This is a genomic window from Bradyrhizobium sp. 23 (assembly GCF_023073295.1).
GTDB lineage: Bacteria > Pseudomonadota > Alphaproteobacteria > Rhizobiales > Xanthobacteraceae > Bradyrhizobium > Bradyrhizobium canariense_D.
This window is the reverse complement of sequence record NZ_JADPJF010000027.1, coordinates 24,090-40,076: the sequence shown is the minus strand read 5'-3', so window position 1 is coordinate 40,076 and position 15,987 is coordinate 24,090. Positions and strand designations below refer to the sequence as shown.

Below are 15,987 nucleotides of genomic sequence, written 5' to 3'. Positions count from 1 at the left end.
CCAAACAGCGAAATCGATCAGCTGCTTCCCTGGGCCTATCGCGCGCAATCCCTCAAAGCCGTGGCGTGAGAACGACGCTTACTCGAGAAGCGCAGAAAGCGCCGCAAGTGCATCGATCCTAACAAGCGGCTGAGCTGTCAGAAACCCGGCGTCAGGGCATGCCGTCCGGTCGAACATCCATGCTGGAACTTCCAGCCATCGGTCTGCTTGCGATCCGTCCAGGGTGCAGCGAAAAACGACATCGTCGGCCTTGTCGATGGCCCCATGAACGCAAACTCGGCGCCCAAACCAAGGATGATGCCGATAAAGAACCTCGCGAAGAACGGTCCTGTGGGCGTTCTCAAACGTCGTTGTACAACAGCATCCGCCGTCATTCCACGATCGGGTACGTCAGTCCAGTTGAGTTCGAGCGCAAGGTGGGATTAGCTTAATCGGGTGTCCATCAAATCGGCAGCAGCTCAATCTGGTCCCTTCACTGAACGACCACGATTTGGCGGACTTGGTCTATCAGTTGGACTGCGACGTGCAGCGTGCGCAGACCGAGACCGACGACCGGTTGATCGACCAGACGCTGACGCGTCTGGCCGATCTTTAGCGTGACGGAAGCCATCCGGTTGCTTCGTCAGTATCTGGCTTCGGACGGATGCCGGATGCGCGATAGTCGATGATGATCGGCTTAATACGTTCCCAGACAACTTCGATGAGATCGAAGAAGAATTGGCGACAGTCTGCAGCTTGCTGTCGATTATCTGCGTGCAGGTTGCCGTCCACTTTGGCCAGATTGGAGACACGCTCCGGATAGGGTGGATGATGGGATCTCGGTGGGGGCTCGTCTCGGCCTGTTTCTAGCACCGCTCTTACGCGCCTGATAAGATCCAGCGCGCCGAGGATGACGACGGCACCAGCCCCCGACACTGCGTAGAAGTTTTCTTCGTCCTCCTTCGAACAGATGACGATGCAGCAATTGCGCCCGAACAGATCGGCGTCGAATTCGTCTTGAAACGGGTCGGTCGCAGATTCATCGGACGTCGTTACCCGACCATGTTTCATCGAGTGATGGCCATATTCATGCCCGAGCGCGAATACCTCGATCGCTCGAAGCAAAAGCGTCCGTATCACATTTTGCGGATCGTTCAGAGGCACCGTGGGGCTTTGCGCTTGCACGCCGGTGACCGCAAAAGACGTCAGCGCTTCGCTCCAGTCGTGAGCGAGGTCGATGTCGCGCTCCAGCATTTTACGGGCAAGATTTATGTCCCGCACTATCAGGACATGGTCTTCGCCCACTCGATCATGGGGGACGGTACGTCCGAGCAGCCTCGATATTTGGTTGATGAACGATAGGAAGTGGACGCTTACGTCGATGATGCTGGCTTCGGTTTCGAGGACGGGGAGTTGACCGATTCCGAGATCCAGCGCCGCGTCATTTCCATAGGCAACACCGGCGTGGGTCGAAACTCCGTGTTCTAGGCACGCGTCTTCGATTTCTCCCATCAAGCGGTCTAGCGTCGCGCGGAGATTGACGTCATCGAATTCCGAGCCTGCCGAAGCGCTCTTGATCGCCTGCCTGTAGGCTTCCAGGTGATCCTCGTGATCGGGTTTTGGAGGTTCCGCTCCTCTCATGAGTTTGAGAAGCGTTTCCTTGTTTTCGTCGATCCACTCGAGTTGCTCCGCCGGCGTCCGGGCCTTGTAGCCGGTGATCCTTGCCGACGCCGCCTGGCGTTGCCGGCGATAGTCTTCCGCAACTTCCTTGTCATCCATGCTCAATGACCGGCCTCCAATCGAATGCAACTTTCAGGCTGCGGTTTCAACCGTTGAGACAAGGTAGTCATCTTGGTGCTGGCTGCCAGTTCTGATGGCCCCGAATTCGTTGCCGTATGCGGTTTTCACCTCACGGCCGAATCTTTTTGGCGTTAATGTTGGGGTTCCCGGATTCTCGAAAGCCCAACAGCCACTTACAAAATCGAGTCGTTCTTACGGTCCGGAATTGAGTCGCTCTTATTGTCCAATCGAGTCGCTCTTAAAGTGGACGCACATTGATTGATCACGCTGGTGGGCCCGGCAGGACTCGAACCTGCAACCAGACCGTTATGAGCGGCCGGCTCTAACCGTTGAGCTACAGGCCCGTTCCCATCGTCTTGGTCACGCGCAGGGAAGGGAGGCGATCGTCTTGTGAAAACTAGCTCGCCTTGCGTTCGGGCGGATCACCGGCTTCTAGCAGGGGAGGCGCAAAACTGGGAATTTCAGGCATTGACTTGCCGGCTATCGCTTGGAGGTCGCCGACCATCCCGACGGTCGAATCTATCACAGATACAATCTGTGTTTCGCGTTTAGCCCATTGGCGACCCATAAACTTGCGTTCCTTGTCCAGGTCGTCTCTCATGTCATTAAATTTCTCGATGACCGCTTCGACACGTTGCCGGAATCTGGTGCCGGTCAGATAGTCATAGACCTGCTCCATCTTTGTCTGCTGGCCTTGTTGCACGAGCCGTGCGCCGCATACGTCGAGCAGCGCTTGACGCAGCGCTACCGCAACGGGGAGGGCGCACCGAGGATGAGCGACCCACACGCCATCCATCAGATCGAATTGTTCGATGTGTTTGGGTAGCGCGTGCGAGATGATGAGCGATACGTCGGCGCCCGACCGCCGTTGGTCATCCCTGAGCTTCGCCAGCCAACCGTCGCTCCACGATTTGGTACGTTTCGTCTCCCATAGGATTATGCCTGCCGGCTGCCCGACGGCGCCGTTGACCTGCTGGATGACGTCGGCGCCAAGCTCGCCTTTGCCGACCGGTTCTATGATATCCGTTGGGAAACGGCTGCGCAAAAGCTCCTCGAGTTCCAGTTCGAGGACTTCGCCTTGGGCCTGTTGCGAACCTTGCTCCGCCTTGCGCTTCAGTTCCTCGATCGTACGTGCCATCGACTCGATCGTTTGATCCTTTTCGGCAACGCGAAGCCTGGCAGCGTCGTCGGCTTCCTGCCTGGCCTTGGTCTGAACCGTTGCAACGGAGGCCTGAACGCGCTTTTCGATGGTCAAGTCCAACTCACGCTTCTCATCGTCCAGCGCGCGCTGCTTGCGAATAAGTTCAGCCTGAGCCTGCTGGGCTTCGGCAAGCTTGCCGCTATTCGCCTCCAGAAGCTGACGGAGCTCGGCAGCCTCATTAATTTTCGCTGATAGTTCCGTGGCAGAGGCTTCGCGCGCCTTCTTGGCTTCAGAAGCGACAATCCGCTCGCGTTCGGCCGTCAATCGTTTCGCGACCTGGTCTTCGACCGCCTCGCGGTCCTTGGTGAGCTGTTCGCGTTCCAGACGGAGCGCCTCAGTCTTGCGCGCGACTTCAGCATCTTTTCCCGCGAGCTGTTCCTGGAAGCGCAGGCGGGTTTGCTCGAGCAGCGGCGCGGCAAGCGATTCCGTCAGTCGAATTTCGTGATTGCAGTTCGGACAATGTAAGGTAGGCTCGTATGCGCCGATCGCGGCTGCCGCTTTGAAGTTCATCGGTTTGATCTCATTCGTCACTGAGTCGCGATTGAACCGTATTGATGTGTTGGCGCCATAGCGGAATGTGCGTGTCCACATGGGATTTCGACATCTGGGTTTGAAGATCTGAAATCCGAACGTGCGGATCCGTCGAAATATTCCATAATCTATGTTATGCGAACGACAATTCAGTAATAACTTCAAATGGATGAATGCGCCTTGCGACAGAACTTGAGTCTCCTCCAAAGGAAGTTGAGTCTTAAAGGCATTGACGTGCCCCGCTCTTCACGGGTTGGATGGTTGTCCGTTCGGCGACGCCCTGCCTTGTGCTAACGGCCGGAACGATACGGGCGGCATAAGGATTCGTCCCGGCGGGAAACCCCGCTGCGGTCATTCTGACGCGCAGCTCAACCGACAGCACTCTGCGCACGTGGGGTCTGAAGCTCCGGGAGAGGATCGGCTTCAAAAGAGCTGCCGTGGCCGTGGCGCGCAAACTGGCGGTTATAATGCACACGATGCTTAAGACTGGCGAACTCTTCAATCCGAATGCCGGAGCCACCGCATAAGCCCCGATCGCGTTCAGAACCCGAACACCCAAGGTGTCCCTGCCGGGACGTGAGCCGAGCCATTCCGCTGATGCTGTTGCACTGCTGACTCAGCAAAGTGCGTCGTCCACATTGAAGGCTCGTCCTGCGAAGCTCCATCATGCGGCGGTTAATGCCGACCGCGAAGACAACCATGCACCCGGCAGTGTCCACTGAACGAAATTATATGCTTGACGCCTCAGCAGCGATTAGACAACAGCATCAGAAGCCGAAGTGCACGGAATTGAGACCGCCTCCGATCACGCCTTGAGTCGAGAGTTGGAGTATCCCTGCATAGGTTTCAGCAGAATTTATCTCGTAAGCGCAACATGCTTGAAGGAGGCCACTAGCGCCCTCTCCAGCTTTCCCGTCATGCCGCAGAGAATCTCGTATGCCGCCGCGCGCGGCATTGTCGGCTTGTACGGCCGGTGTTCGATCAGCGCCGCAAAGATATCCGAAATGGTGAGAATGCGAACGATGTCGGTGATGTTCTCGGCGCAGAGGCGGTCAGGATAGCCGCTGCCATCGAGATATTCGTGATGGTGCCGCACAGCATCGAGGACTTCGGGTGAGATGTCCCCGTGCCCCTTCAGCACATCGTAACCCGTCGCTGGGTGGGTTTCGACCAACGCTCGCTCGTCGTCGTCGAGGCGTCCTGGCTTGTCCAGGATCGCCAAGGGCACCCTCGCTTTTCCTATGTCGTGGAACATGGCAGCGGTGGAGAGCCGTTCAAGGTCACTTTTACGAAAACCGAGACTAAGGCCGAAATCGACGGCGACGCCGGTCACAAGCAGGCAGTGCTGGAACGTTCCCTCGTGATGGCGCCGCACAGTGGCCAGCCATTCGGATAGCCCATGCTCGGAAATTCGGTTGGTGATCTTGCGGCCGGCCTCTTTGGGACCGGCGACGTCGACCCGCTCCCCGAGGGTGATCGAGGTGAACATCGACGCAATGGCGGTTGCTGCGGCCTCAACCGCATTGTCAGGCTGCGAGATGCCGCTCGTCGACCCAGTTTCGTGGCCTGGATCAGCCAAAGCGGCCAGGAGCTTAGTCACCTCGATCTTGCCAGGCAACACCAACGTTGCGCCCAGCGCATAAGCTTGCGAGATGCAAAAGTGGGAGGTTTGCTCGACGAGGAAGATGCGCTTCGTTGCTATGGCGAACCGCGCAGCTCTCTTTTTCAGCGCGGCAATGTTTTCGACCGCCCGCAGGTCGGCACGGACGACGACCGCAGCAGCAGCGTGCGGAAGCTTTGCTTCTACATCGAGCCGCTCGCCGGCAATGGTGAACTGCTTTCCAAAAAGCGAGCAGAGCCCGAAGAGCTTCTCGGAAGTGTCGGCCAATACGTGCACGAGCATGACTGGTGCCTTCGTTCGTCGGGTGCCGGTCCGAATGGCCGGTGGTGCAAGGCTATTGGCTCACTTCGATGACACTGCTCGGCTCAAGTTGGTTTGCACGCCTCTGTCGCTCGCTGTCGTTTGGGCCTTCTTGCCATTTGCCTGGATAAAGTGGACGCCAGCCGTGGTTCCATCGATCCAGACCAGCTCGCAGCGTCGATAGGCCAGTCCCGTCGACGACAGCAGCATGAAGAACTCCTTGGCCGAGAGAACATCGAGCGATCCTTCGACTTCGATCTTGGCGCCGGTGTTCGAGATATCGAGCAAGACGCAGCTTCGCCGCCAGGTGCCGTCGGAGCCCATCAGGTTCACGGGCTGTCTGTTGTCCATGCGCACTCGAGACGCCTTGCGACCGTCGAATTTCATTGGTTTCCTGCCGAACTTGCAGTGCGACCGCGGGCGCCCGCGGAGATTTCTCCCCAACGAACGGACCATTGGCTGGTCGAGAGATGAAGCGTTTCGAACAGCACCTGAGCTCGTGCGCGCTCGCCTAGTGAAAGCCTCGCGCCGCGAGTGTTGAGGACCGCCAGCGTGGTCTGCCAGTTCAAGCGCGATGCCCGGCACGCCATAACCGGGCCTTCGTAACCAGACTCTGCCATAACCTGCTCGATGGCCTCAATCGGTGCTCCCGACAGCACCGACAACGCCGTGAACAGGTTGGCTGTCTCACGCCGGATCGCGAACCGATTGACAGTCGAATCGCTCAGCTTTCCGCTCCGATTGAGCGATATGATCTCCGGCCTCGCGGCGGCGTACTCAGTGTCGCAAAGTCCCTTCGCTGTCGCTAATACCTGCGATGAAGCGTTTGCGTTGGAAGCCTTATTTGCCGGCCGTGGCAATACCGACAGCAGCTCCCGAACCACCATGTCCGGGGTGTCTGGCCTCAGCGTCAGCGCTTTCGTGATCTCGTCGTCATCCACAGCCCTACGGACCAAGTTGGCATAGGCCGCGCCTGAGAATTCAGCGCCCGGATTGCCGATGACGGCCAGACAAGTCTTGCTGCTGCCGCGCTGCAATATTGCCTCAGTCACTGGGCATTCGATCCTGCGCCGGCCAGCAATGGCGAGAAGGTGATCCTCGCTGCCGGACGTCGCGATCGCCACGAGATCAGCCGGCGATAGGGCGGGAGATTTCATAAGGATCGGGACTGCGATCGCCGGATCGCCGCACGAGGCGAGACGTCGCAAGGTCTTCATCGGAGCAGTACCCAGCTCGGCGAGCGTCGTGCTGAGCTCGGCGAGCGTCCCGGGCCCAATCCGCCGGGCCAAGCGAATTAGAACGTCGTCAAGAAGGCCGACCTGCGGCTCTTGCAGTCGGTGATTACCGTCGACGAGTAGGTCGGTGGTGCGCCAGAGCATGCGCGCACAACGTTCGGATGAGCTCCTCGCGATGGTGTCATCCAACTCAGTAATGAGATCGGCCGCAGAAATTGCCCTCATTGGCTGGCCCAAATTCATTTTAGTATCGAAGGTACTACGCGCTAAAGTTGTTAAGATACCTTTTATGCGATACCTGACATGCGTGCAGTATGTTCTTATTCGCCTGAACAGCGCTTCGGAGGCTATTAGAGTACCTGCTATCTCACGATGGGAAGCTATTGTTATCTACGCTGCGGCCTGCGCGTGGACGACAGCCCGCCCTGTATCCCTTGTTTGGAATGATAGCTGCCATAATTTGCGTGATAGCGGTCCACCTTTGGACGGCCGCTTAAAGTTCGGGGATTTGGCCCTCAGGAGGATGAAAAGCTTATCCGGGCGAGCGTAACGTCCTTCAGCGACATTGCAGCTGACATCGGCCTAGGCAAGGCATCGGGCAATTGGCGCCTTGCGTGTTTTGCAATTCTCTAGTCGTCCGTTAAGAAGCTGATCTGAGTTCTGATTGAAGGCTGATGGCCGCGAAGGGTGCGGTCAGGATAAGGGACCAAAAGTCTCTTAGGTCGAAATCTCGATCAGACTGGGACATTTCATTGCGAAGCGCTCTTCGTTTCCAAATTGACGACCTGGACCCGGCGGTTGACCCCAGCGTTGGGATGATCTGAGTCCTTCAGCCTAGTCTCGCCATAGCCGACGGTAACGAGATCGCTCCCGGAGATACCGTAGTGCTCGACCAGATAGCGTTTGATGGCGTCGGCTCGTCGCTCGGAAGGATCCTGATTGAAGGCATCACTGCCAATCGCATCGGTGTGCCCGGCGACCACGAAAGTCGAACCCTTCAGGCTCGGATCCGACAGGGCATTGCCCAGCGCCTCGACAGAGGTCACGGAGATCGGACTGATGGCGGCTGAGTTGAAGTCAAACTTGATCTCCAGATCGATATTTGGCTTGGTCGAGGCGATCTCCGCGATCTCCTCGCGTTCGCTCGACGATAGTGAGCGGGTTTCGCGGTTACGAACGCTGTCCAGGAGGGCGTTTGTGTGCCCCTTTGCAGACGGGTCCGCTTGCGGAGCAACAGAAAGGCTGCGGGTCAGCTGTTTCGGCTTCAGGGCGGAGAGGATCTGGTCGGCTGAGACGTTGACCTCTCCGGCGAGCGCGAATCCTGCTGTCATCGAAAATGCAGCACCGAATAGATGCATCCTGGAACCAGACTGTGACGCACGTCACGCAAACGAAAATAGTATTCGATTGGGCAATATTCGCATTGCTTCAGCACCGCTTCGTCGCTTGACCTTGGCGCTTGGCGGTCGTGTTCACGAAGAATAAGCTTGCGCTTCCGGGAGAGCGCGCCGCCAGTTCGATGAAGGCCCACGATACCGGCGTGATTTAGATCACAATCCGCTCTCCGGCATCGGTTCAGTATTGCAATCAATTGTCAGGTTGGCGGGAATGGAGCATCATTTTGCAGGCAAGCGAGGAGACAAGATCATGCGCTTCTTATTTGCAACATTCATGCGCTTTTTCATCGCAACATCAACGGCAGCAGCTCTTCTAGCGAGCGCGAATGCAGCAGCCCTTGCTGAGAAGCGCGTCGCCTTCGTCGTCGGCAACGGCGCCTACAGGCAGGTGACGCCATTGCCCAACCCGCCGATCGACGCCAAGGCAATGGCGGCGACGCTGCGCAATGTCGGATTCGAGGTAATCGAAGGCTCGAACCTCACCCGCGATCAGATGACGGCCAAGCTGCTGGACTTCGGCCGCAAAACACAGGGCTCCGACGTCGCAGTGTTTTATTATGCCGGCCACGGCATCGCGGTTGACGGCAGCAACTATTTGCTGCCCGTTGATGCCGACATCAAGTCCGAGATGGACGTCAAGCTTGGCGCGGCCATCAACATCGACCTGACCCTTGACCAAACCATGAGCGACGCCAAAGTCAAACTGGTGTTTCTCGATGCCTGCCGAGACAATCCCTTCGCTGCCAAGATCAAGGCCAACTCGACGACCCGTGGCGTCAACGTGCAGAGTGGCTTGGCCGAAATGAAGTCCGGCGAAGGCACTCTGATCGCATTTGCAACTGGCCCAGGGCAAACAGCGCTCGACGGCCAGGAGGGCAACAATAGCCCTTTCACCCGCGCGCTGATCGACAACATCACCAAGCCGGGGGTCGAGATCCAGCAGGCCATGACCTCAGTCCGCGCGCAGGTCAACGAGGAAACGCAAAAAGGTCAGCTTCCCTGGGGCCACACCAACCTGATCGGCGCCGTCTACCTCAATCCAGCGCAGCAGACTCAGCTTGCCAACGCCACACCGAGCCCTTCCACCAGCGCACCGGCCGCCAACACCAGCAGTCATTCGGACGGTATCGAGCTTGAGTACTGGCGCTCGGTGAAAGAGACCAACAAGTCCGAAGAACTGAACGCATATCTCTCGGCATATCCAAACGGTCAGTTCAGGGCGTTGGCGCTGGCGCGACTCGCTGCCATCGAGAACGGCCCGTCGACCACAGCCCGCAACCTTACCTCTGGTGTCGATCCTGCCACCTTCACCGATGATGCCAGCCAGCTTACAGAGGATCAGATCGGCCTCGACAAGGGTCAACGCCGCGACGTGCAGCGTCGCCTCAACGGGCTCGGGTTTGACATCAAGGTGACCGGTGCATTCAACGTCGATACCCGCTCGGTACTCAAGCGATGGCAGGCCGCCCGCGGCTATCCGTCGACCGGCTATCTCAACAAGCTCCAGCACAAGGCGTTACTTGGAGAGATTGTTGCGAGCAACTCGGGAAGCAGCGACGAACCGTCCGAGGACAAGCCCGCCCGGCGAGCGCGCCGGGGCGGTAGCGGTAGCGGTGGCGGTGGCGGTGGCAGTGGCAGTGTGGGCGGCGGTGGCGGAACGTTTGCCGGTCCGGGGCAACTTTTCGGAGGTATGATGCACGGTATGTTCCGACGGTAGCCCGTGATCAACGAGCCCAGGTTGAAATTCTAAGACCTTTGCAAAGTGAAGGACCCAATTCTTGGGTGGTGAGCTTGACCGCAAGAAATTGAACTCTGTCAGTGGATCCGGTGGGGAGACGAGATCGGACCGCTGGCAGCCATTGCCCGACACGATGACGATCAAGTTCAGTGTTAACTGGCTGATGTCCTGCGGCCGGCTCGCTATTACCTACTTGTTAGTTTGTAGATCGCAGTCGCTGTGCTAACAGCGCCGTCCCTCGAAGAACTAAGGAGCTAACTTGAAACGTCCTGCCAAGAAGAAGAAGCCGACGCGCCGCGAGTGGACACCCGCTGATTTACGGTCGCTCAAGAAGCACTCGAAGGATCGAACGCCAGTCCTGAAAATCTCGAAGGATATGAAGCGAACTATCGGTTCTCTGCGCCAAAAGGCCCTCGTGTTGGGCATCGGCCTGGGTCACCAACGCTGACAAAAACAGAGCTGCGCAGCGAATATGCTGCGCGGCCTGCCCTTGAACTATAATTTCGGCGGTGTCCACTTCGTGCGCTCAGCGGGTTGCGGCATCATTGCGGCGTACCGCTCCCCCTGCTCTACCACGCGCGCGACTGGCGAGCCCGGTGCAACGTGCGGCAAGAGCCCGCTCGCGACGGCGCTGCGGCTAATCGCGTCTAGCTTCACCGCTGCTTGATTGGGCGAGTGCGTTCAGTGCTGTAACTACGTCGCGATCAGTCATTGCCGCTCTCCGCGTTGTCCGCGTCACACGTAAACGGCTTGGCGCCGTTGCCGGTGCGCAGATAGTTGGTCGGCACTTCTTTGCTAAACCGCCCGCCGTCGGCGTAGCACCGAGCTGAGCCAACCCCGATGCAGCTCGCAAGCAAAGCAGTGATCGTCTCCAGGGCGTCAGCGACGCGTTCAAGCTGAGGCGCGGCGGCGGCGATCGTTTCAAGTGCTTCGGCGGCACAGTCTGCGGCGTGCAGCCGATCTTGGCCGCGATTGTCCCCACTGCCGCCCAGCGGGACGGATGCTCGCTGGCGTGATCCAGAACCATCCGAACCGGTCCGGACCTCGGGTGAAAACTTGTTCGTCGTCTTGCTTGTCATGGCTCCATCCTCTCAGGAGTTGGAGCCTCCGGCAAACCCGGGGCGGTTCAAACCCATAAATCTGCCGGGCGGACGGCGCCAGAGTCAGCTATGCTCCGATAGCGACCAAATTCCGCAGAGCAGCGAAATGACGCGATTTGCCATAACCGGCTGTGGCGAACACTCGGCGGCACCGGTGATGATCATGTCTGACGCGAGCGCGGAGACGTCTACCGCGCGACGAGTTGATCCGTCGGATCAGCTGGGATTCATGCCCTTCAATTTGATGATTGCAACCGCCGCCGGACCTTTAAGGTATTCAATGAGGGCCTTGGCAGCGGTGGCTTCTTTGGTTTCCGATCCAACCGCGGCCGTAAACACAACGTTTTGTTGCAGTTCGGCCGGAAATGGCCCGACGACGTCCAAACCGGGAGCGGTGAGAACGTTGATAAGGAATATGCCCAATTCGACCTCACCCTTGGCAACCACCGCGACGACCTGCGCAGGGTTGGGCTGCGCCCTCATCTTCGCCTTCATCGGCTCAGTGATTCCAAGGCGATCAAATACCTTTGCGATTGAATAACCGGTAGCGCTCTCCGGGATCGAGGCAATGGACTGAGCTTTGAGCAGCGTTGCTTTGAGCGCGTCCGCGTTGCCGATTTCAGGCTTTTGAGCGCCAGAGCGGACAGCAACGCCAAGGCCAACGTGGGCAATATCGATTGTCGGACTTGCCACGAATTTAGCTCGGGCTGACGCGTCCTGCATAACCTCGACAGGTACCACGCCAACATCGAACGGCTTGCCCGACGTAGCCTCCTTTATGAGGTTCGGAGTTGTGCCGAAGAAAATCTCAAGCCTGTGACCAGAGGCTTGCTCGAATTGCGGTTTGATATCTGCCCAGACGCCTGACATTGCTCCACCTGCCAAAAGCCTGAGTTCGGCAGCCTGCACGTTGGCGGACGGCGACAGCACAAGCGCCAGGCCTAGCACCGAGGCGGCCACTGGGAGCGGATACCTCTTCATGACAAAACACCTCGTTGATTGGGGCGCCCTATTACGGGATTTTACCGCTGACGCGCGAACCGGCATGAATATCAACGTTTCTCGGCATTCCTGCAAGATAGACGACGGCTACGCCCCATTTCTCAGTTGGGTCATTCGCGACTTCGTCGAGCCAGTAGCAAGTCCGGCCATGTCCGCTATGCCGCCGAAAGCGAAAGTAACTTCAGAGCATTAGCGGCAACCCTATAGGCCACGGCAGATTGATGGCGCTGCCCGAGACGTGACTCAAGCTCCGAAACCGGAGCCTCGAATCATGCGCTACGAACTAAACGATTATGAATGGAACGCCATCAAGCCGATGCTGCCGAACAAGCCGCGCGGCGTTAGGCGCGTTAATGACCGTCGCGTGCTCAACGGCATCTTTTGGATTCTTTGTTCAGGTGCGCCATGGCGCGACCTGCCTGAGATATATGGTCCCCGCACCAATTGTTACAATCGTTTCCTTCGTTGGCGGCGGGCTGGCGTCTGGACCGGATCATGGATACGCTGGCCGCCGCTCATGATGCGGCGGTGCAGATGATGGATACTTCCGTCGTGCGCGTGCACCAGCACGGAGCCTGCATCACTGAAAACAATCAGCAACATATGGGCCGGTCGCGAGGCGGTTTGACAAGCAAGAGTCACGCGGTCGTGGACCCCAACGGGCTGCCGGTCTATCTCGCGCTGACGCCCGGTGAGGCACACGACCTCGGCTGTGTTCGGTTCTTCTCGGCGCCCACGAACGATGTTGCTCGCGGATCGCGGATACGATGCAGACTGGATCAGGGAGCTTGCTCGCCAGCAAGGAGCATGGGCCAACATCCCGCCCAAATGAAATCGCAAAAATCCGATCTGCTTTAGCCCTTATCTGTATCGCGCCCGAAACTTGATCGAACGGTTCTTCAACAAGATCAAGCAATGTCGGCGTGTAGCGACCCGTTACGATAAACTCGCGGCCAACTACCTAGCCTTCCTCAAGCTCGCATCAATCCAGAGTTGGCCACGCTCTAATGAGTCCACGCCATTCTGTAATGGGCCCGATGATGTCAAGCCTCCCGAGTGAACGTCACGCCGCCGAGCTCAATGCTTCTGTCCGTGTGTCAACGCCTGGCCGCCACATCATGCTGTCAGAGGGAGCGGTGAGCCTATCTAGATACGCGTGGTTCGTCAGATGACGACGACCGCTGGGCGTGGAACGGCTTCACCACATCCGCCGTCCCGGCGACGGGTCTTCGGGCACCGGGCTTCAGTTCATCCCGGTCGCGTTCTTGATCTCCTCCAGGCCTTCTATGCTGCGATAGAGCCAGCCTCAGTCCATCGATAAGTTGTGCCGTCTACCCAGATCCGATGAAGGATCACTGCGAGCTTGCGTGCCAGGGCGACCTTTGCGCGCTTAGAGCCTCGCCGCTTGGCGACATCCATGCCCCAGCGCTTGAGTTTTGAGAACCGGGTGATGCGCGATAGCAGAACGTTGGCGGCTTCATACAACACCGTTCGCACCATCTCGTCTCCGGCCAGCGTGATTCCGCCCGCGACGTCCTTTTCTCCCGATTGGCATTTTTTGGGCGTGAGCCCGAACAGCGCGCCTGCCGCCTTCGATTTTGAGATGCGATGAGGGTCATCAATCGCGCGATTTGTAGGTATTAGCCACGAGGGGACCAACGTCTGGCACTGTCATCAGTCGGTGACAGACCGCATCGTCACGTACAGTTTTGCCAGCACAGCCTTGTGTAGCCTTCCGTACTCTGCCTTCAAGGCCGATCGCGCCGAAAGCATCGCGCCGGCAATGGCTGCAATGTAGGCTGACCGCAACCAGCTCTCGGATCCGCGCTTCGAAAGTCTTCCGCGTCACCGGGCCAACCTTCAGCCCAAAGCCACGCAAAATCCCGCGGATACTCAACTCTACGTCGATCAGCCGCCCGAGAAGCTGTTTGCGTGCGACCAGGAGTGCCCGGATCTCCTGCGCGCCGACCGACTTCGCGTGTACCGACTGGATCCCATCCGGATCAACTGGGCGATCCCGCGGGCATCCTTGCGATCGGTCTTCACCGTCATTGCAGACAATGCGGCCTTCACATGCCGCGTTTCGAGCAGGACTGTCTCGAGCCCCGCTCCTTTCAAGCCCGCATGCAGCCATTGCGACAGCGGCCCCGCTTCCAGCCCAACTCGCTTTACTGCAAAGCCAAGCCCCTCGAAAAACTCGACTAAAGCGTCGGGTTTGCTCGCGACGTTCGCCTCCTTCAGGATCTTACCCTGGGCATCCACAACGCACACGCTCGACAGTTCCTATGACACGTCGATTCGGGCATAGTTCTCCACCGCTGTCCTCCGTCTCTAGATGCTTGGGGCCGACTCACGTCGTGACCCTGTTTCATCATCTATCGGGGGACAGCCACCATCATGACCCCTTGCTCGGAGCAGGGCCCATTACCGCATCTAGCCGGTTTGCGCAGCATCGCGCAAAAATTAGATTCCATCTGAGAAGCAGACTGTCTGCGCTTCGCGAGATTCCGCGTTTTCACATGACCAGGGTCAGTAGCGGCAGTTTGGCGCTCACCCGCAAATTTCCGGGCGCCCCCTATCAGCCGACATTTAGCTGCGTCGCATCACGGCGGCGAGCTATGAAGAGTGAAATGGAGCATCTCTGCTAGTTGAGCGGCATCAAGTCCCGGAGCGTTTCATCAGAATCGCGTATTTGGGTTCGACCGATGCTTGGCGGAGACCGAGAGCCACTATCTCTCGAAAATACGCCCTGCTCTCGCGCATTTCCACGAGTTTCCGTTCGTCCTCTCTCTGCCGACCATAATCTCGAACTCTTCGGAGCATCTGAAGTGCGGACCATCTTAGGAGTCCCGACGCGCGGTCCAAATGGAGCCCGCCAATTGAGCAGCCCAATGCCAGCATCTCTGCTGCGGGACGAACGAGCTAGCCTACATCGGTTCGGCCTCACAAACCATTGCGTCGCCTCAAATCCCACTCAGGCGACGAGTATTGGATTCAGCAGCGATCAGTCAAACAGCCGCTTCAAACAGCCGCGATCGATAACAGGCTGCCTTCAGCATGAAGCGGACAGCGCCGCGCTTTGGGCTGAGATCGGCCACGGGAGAAAAGCTGCAGTTGAGCCATGTGCTGCTGCTCTTCCGGCTTACGGGCGACAGCGGAAATCAGGGGCACCTAAACCGCTCTTGGGCTTTGGGTCCAAGTACGGACTTTCCGTCCTGAAGCATTCTTATTCAATAGCGCCTCCTGTTGCCCGGGCTGACTCGATGCTTCAAAAGCGTGGTCCCGCGACAAGCCGGACCAAAACTGATGGTGCCGTCATGAGGCAGCGCTATCTGCCTCATGACGATCAGGACACCGATTGCTGGAACTGCGCAGCCGGGGCCACCACCGTCTTCTTGTAGGTGCTTTTAGATCCGCATCACGCTCCTCGGATCGGGAAAACTTGGAACTTCTCGGCCTAGCGGAGGTTGTGCCGTGCAACTACTGGAGGACGATATGAACAAGAAACTTCTTCTTCTGCTAACGGCTGCCTCGCTTCTGGCGGGTCCGTCGTTTGCGCAAAATCCGCCGGCAACCGATCGGCCCAACAACAACGCGGTCAACAGTTCCGATCAGAAAAATTCCAACAAGCCGGTTGCAGGCGCAAACAGTTTCACTGAGGGCCAAGCCAAATCGAAGATCGAGGACGCGGGCTACACCAACGTCACATCCCTGAAGAAGGACGACAAGGGCGTTTGGCGCGGAAAGGCCAGCAAAGGCAATGCCTCTACCGACGTCAGTCTGGATTTCCAAGGCAACGTGAACGCGGCGAAATAGCCTGCGCGCACCAGCGACAATTGAAAGGGATTCAAGATGTCCGTTACTATTTCACGTCTCTACGATAGCTACTCCGATGCGCAGCGCGTCGTGACGAACCTGGAAGCCGCGGGCGTGCCGCATTCGGATTTGAGCATCGTCGCGAACAATTCGGACAACTGGTACAGCACCGACAAGAAGGTCGATCGCGATCGCGATGGGGTTGACGATCGGGCGGAAGGCGCGGCTACGGGAGCGGGCCTCGGCGCAGGTCTTGGTGGCGCGGCC

At 58.2% G+C, this 15,987-nt stretch carries 15 protein-coding genes, 1 tRNA gene and 3 pseudogenes; 7 read left to right on the top strand and 12 right to left on the bottom strand.

All coding sequences use genetic code 11. The features are described from left to right. Nucleotides 1–137: 137 nt before the first annotated feature. The 4 genes from IVB32_RS04100 to IVB32_RS04085 form a co-directional block, all read right to left on the bottom strand. Entirely contained in the window at nucleotides 138–374 is a 237-nt protein-coding gene (locus IVB32_RS04100; protein ID WP_247409884.1) for a hypothetical protein, read from the bottom strand. A 217-nt stretch (nucleotides 375–591) separates the two neighbouring features. Next, on the bottom strand, nucleotides 592–1,758 hold the full coding sequence (locus IVB32_RS04095; RefSeq protein WP_247360183.1) for a hypothetical protein: 1,167 nt from the start codon (nucleotides 1,756–1,758) through the stop codon (nucleotides 592–594). 289 nt (nucleotides 1,759–2,047) lie between these two features. Then, nucleotides 2,048–2,123, bottom strand: a tRNA-Ile gene (locus IVB32_RS04090). A gap of 53 nt (nucleotides 2,124–2,176) precedes the next feature. After that, on the bottom strand, nucleotides 2,177–3,490 hold the full coding sequence (locus tag IVB32_RS04085) for a DUF2130 domain-containing protein (protein WP_247409885.1): 1,314 nt from the start codon (nucleotides 3,488–3,490) through the stop codon (nucleotides 2,177–2,179). Between the two features lie 365 nt (nucleotides 3,491–3,855). Between IVB32_RS04085 and IVB32_RS04080 the strand changes: the two are divergent. Further along, a pseudogene (locus IVB32_RS04080) lies at nucleotides 3,856–4,038 on the top strand (IS110 family transposase); the annotation flags it as partial. Nucleotides 4,039–4,367: 329 nt separating this feature from the next. Here the strand turns inward: IVB32_RS04080 and IVB32_RS04075 are convergent. The 4 genes from IVB32_RS04075 to IVB32_RS04060 all read right to left on the bottom strand — a co-directional run bounded on the left by IVB32_RS04075 (nucleotide 4,368) and on the right by IVB32_RS04060 (nucleotide 7,998). Beyond that, nucleotides 4,368–5,414, bottom strand: a complete 1,047-nt coding sequence (locus tag IVB32_RS04075; RefSeq protein ID WP_247360186.1) for an HD domain-containing phosphohydrolase — start codon at nucleotides 5,412–5,414, stop codon at nucleotides 4,368–4,370. 60 nt (nucleotides 5,415–5,474) lie between these two features. Then, nucleotides 5,475–5,819, bottom strand: coding sequence for a PilZ domain-containing protein (locus IVB32_RS04070; RefSeq protein ID WP_247360188.1), 345 nt, complete (start codon nucleotides 5,817–5,819; stop codon nucleotides 5,475–5,477). Further along, nucleotides 5,816–6,892, bottom strand: coding sequence for a DUF2336 domain-containing protein (locus IVB32_RS04065; protein WP_247360289.1), 1,077 nt, complete (start codon nucleotides 6,890–6,892; stop codon nucleotides 5,816–5,818). Before IVB32_RS04065 ends, IVB32_RS04070 begins: the two co-directional genes overlap by 4 nt. 524 nt (nucleotides 6,893–7,416) lie before the next feature. Beyond that, nucleotides 7,417–7,998, bottom strand: a complete 582-nt coding sequence (locus IVB32_RS04060) for an OmpA family protein (RefSeq protein ID WP_247409883.1) — start codon at nucleotides 7,996–7,998, stop codon at nucleotides 7,417–7,419. 340 nt (nucleotides 7,999–8,338) lie between these two features. On the opposite strand from IVB32_RS04060, the gene IVB32_RS04055 reads away from it, so the two are divergent. Both IVB32_RS04055 and IVB32_RS04050 read left to right on the top strand, forming a co-directional pair. Next, a complete protein-coding gene (locus IVB32_RS04055) occupies nucleotides 8,339–9,781 on the top strand; it encodes a caspase family protein (protein ID WP_247360290.1) in 1,443 nt (480 codons plus the stop codon). Nucleotides 9,782–10,061: 280 nt separating this feature from the next. After that, nucleotides 10,062–10,250: a hypothetical protein gene (locus IVB32_RS04050; RefSeq protein WP_247360190.1), complete on the top strand. Its 189-nt coding sequence runs from the start codon at nucleotides 10,062–10,064 to the stop codon at nucleotides 10,248–10,250. A gap of 489 nt (nucleotides 10,251–10,739) precedes the next feature. On the opposite strand, the pseudogene IVB32_RS04045 reads toward IVB32_RS04050, so the two are convergent. Together IVB32_RS04045 and IVB32_RS04040 are read right to left on the bottom strand one after the other, a co-directional pair. Then, nucleotides 10,740–10,881: pseudogene (locus IVB32_RS04045) on the bottom strand (IS3 family transposase); the annotation flags it as partial. 237 nt (nucleotides 10,882–11,118) lie between these two features. After that, nucleotides 11,119–11,883: a substrate-binding domain-containing protein gene (locus IVB32_RS04040; RefSeq protein ID WP_247360191.1), complete on the bottom strand. Its 765-nt coding sequence runs from the start codon at nucleotides 11,881–11,883 to the stop codon at nucleotides 11,119–11,121. On the opposite strand from IVB32_RS04040, the gene IVB32_RS04035 reads away from it, so the two are divergent. Both IVB32_RS04035 and IVB32_RS04030 read left to right on the top strand, forming a co-directional pair. Further along, nucleotides 11,882–12,097 carry a hypothetical protein gene (locus tag IVB32_RS04035; protein ID WP_247360192.1) on the top strand — a complete coding sequence of 72 codons (216 nt, stop codon included), beginning with the start codon at nucleotides 11,882–11,884 and terminating at the stop codon, nucleotides 12,095–12,097. The two genes, IVB32_RS04040 and IVB32_RS04035, sit on opposite strands and share 2 nt — an antisense overlap. Nucleotides 12,098–12,175: 78 nt before the next feature. Next, nucleotides 12,176–12,964, top strand: a pseudogene (locus IVB32_RS04030) (IS5 family transposase). 224 nt (nucleotides 12,965–13,188) lie between these two features. On the opposite strand, the gene IVB32_RS42745 reads toward IVB32_RS04030, so the two are convergent. Further along, the gene (locus IVB32_RS42745) at nucleotides 13,189–13,563 is read right to left on the bottom strand and encodes a transposase (RefSeq protein ID WP_256466556.1); all 375 of its coding nucleotides are present in this window, start codon (nucleotides 13,561–13,563) and stop codon (nucleotides 13,189–13,191) included. Between the two features lie 249 nt (nucleotides 13,564–13,812). Further along, entirely contained in the window at nucleotides 13,813–14,175 is a 363-nt protein-coding gene (locus IVB32_RS42740; RefSeq protein WP_346015307.1) for a transposase, read from the bottom strand. 1,224 nt (nucleotides 14,176–15,399) lie between these two features. Here IVB32_RS42740 and IVB32_RS04020 point away from each other — a divergent pair. Beyond that, nucleotides 15,400–15,720 carry a hypothetical protein gene (locus tag IVB32_RS04020; RefSeq protein WP_247360292.1) on the top strand — a complete coding sequence of 107 codons (321 nt, stop codon included), beginning with the start codon at nucleotides 15,400–15,402 and terminating at the stop codon, nucleotides 15,718–15,720. A gap of 36 nt (nucleotides 15,721–15,756) precedes the next feature. Continuing rightward, nucleotides 15,757–15,987: general stress protein (locus IVB32_RS04015; protein WP_346731087.1), on the top strand; the 231-nt coding region annotated here is incomplete at its 3' end.

Excerpts from the sequence above, each read along its gene's own strand:
- IVB32_RS04070 (WP_247360188.1), bottom strand. The coding sequence starts at position 5,819 with ATGAAATTCGACGGTCGCAAGGCGTCTCGAGTGCGCATGGACAACAGA.
- IVB32_RS04100 (WP_247409884.1), bottom strand. The coding sequence starts at position 374 with ATGACGGCGGATGCTGTTGTACAACGACGTTTGAGAACGCCCACAGGA.
- IVB32_RS04055 (WP_247360290.1), top strand. The coding sequence starts at position 8,339 with ATGCGCTTTTTCATCGCAACATCAACGGCAGCAGCTCTTCTAGCGAGC.
- IVB32_RS04085 (WP_247409885.1), bottom strand. The coding sequence starts at position 3,490 with ATGAACTTCAAAGCGGCAGCCGCGATCGGCGCATACGAGCCTACCTTA.
- IVB32_RS04035 (WP_247360192.1), top strand. The coding sequence starts at position 11,882 with ATGACAAAACACCTCGTTGATTGGGGCGCCCTATTACGGGATTTTACC.
- IVB32_RS04065 (WP_247360289.1), bottom strand. The coding sequence starts at position 6,892 with ATGAGGGCAATTTCTGCGGCCGATCTCATTACTGAGTTGGATGACACC.
- IVB32_RS04060 (WP_247409883.1), bottom strand. The coding sequence starts at position 7,998 with ATGACAGCAGGATTCGCGCTCGCCGGAGAGGTCAACGTCTCAGCCGAC.
- IVB32_RS04040 (WP_247360191.1), bottom strand. The coding sequence starts at position 11,883 with ATGAAGAGGTATCCGCTCCCAGTGGCCGCCTCGGTGCTAGGCCTGGCG.
- IVB32_RS04095 (WP_247360183.1), bottom strand. The coding sequence starts at position 1,758 with ATGGATGACAAGGAAGTTGCGGAAGACTATCGCCGGCAACGCCAGGCG.
- IVB32_RS04020 (WP_247360292.1), top strand. The coding sequence starts at position 15,400 with ATGAACAAGAAACTTCTTCTTCTGCTAACGGCTGCCTCGCTTCTGGCG.
- IVB32_RS04075 (WP_247360186.1), bottom strand. The coding sequence starts at position 5,414 with ATGCTCGTGCACGTATTGGCCGACACTTCCGAGAAGCTCTTCGGGCTC.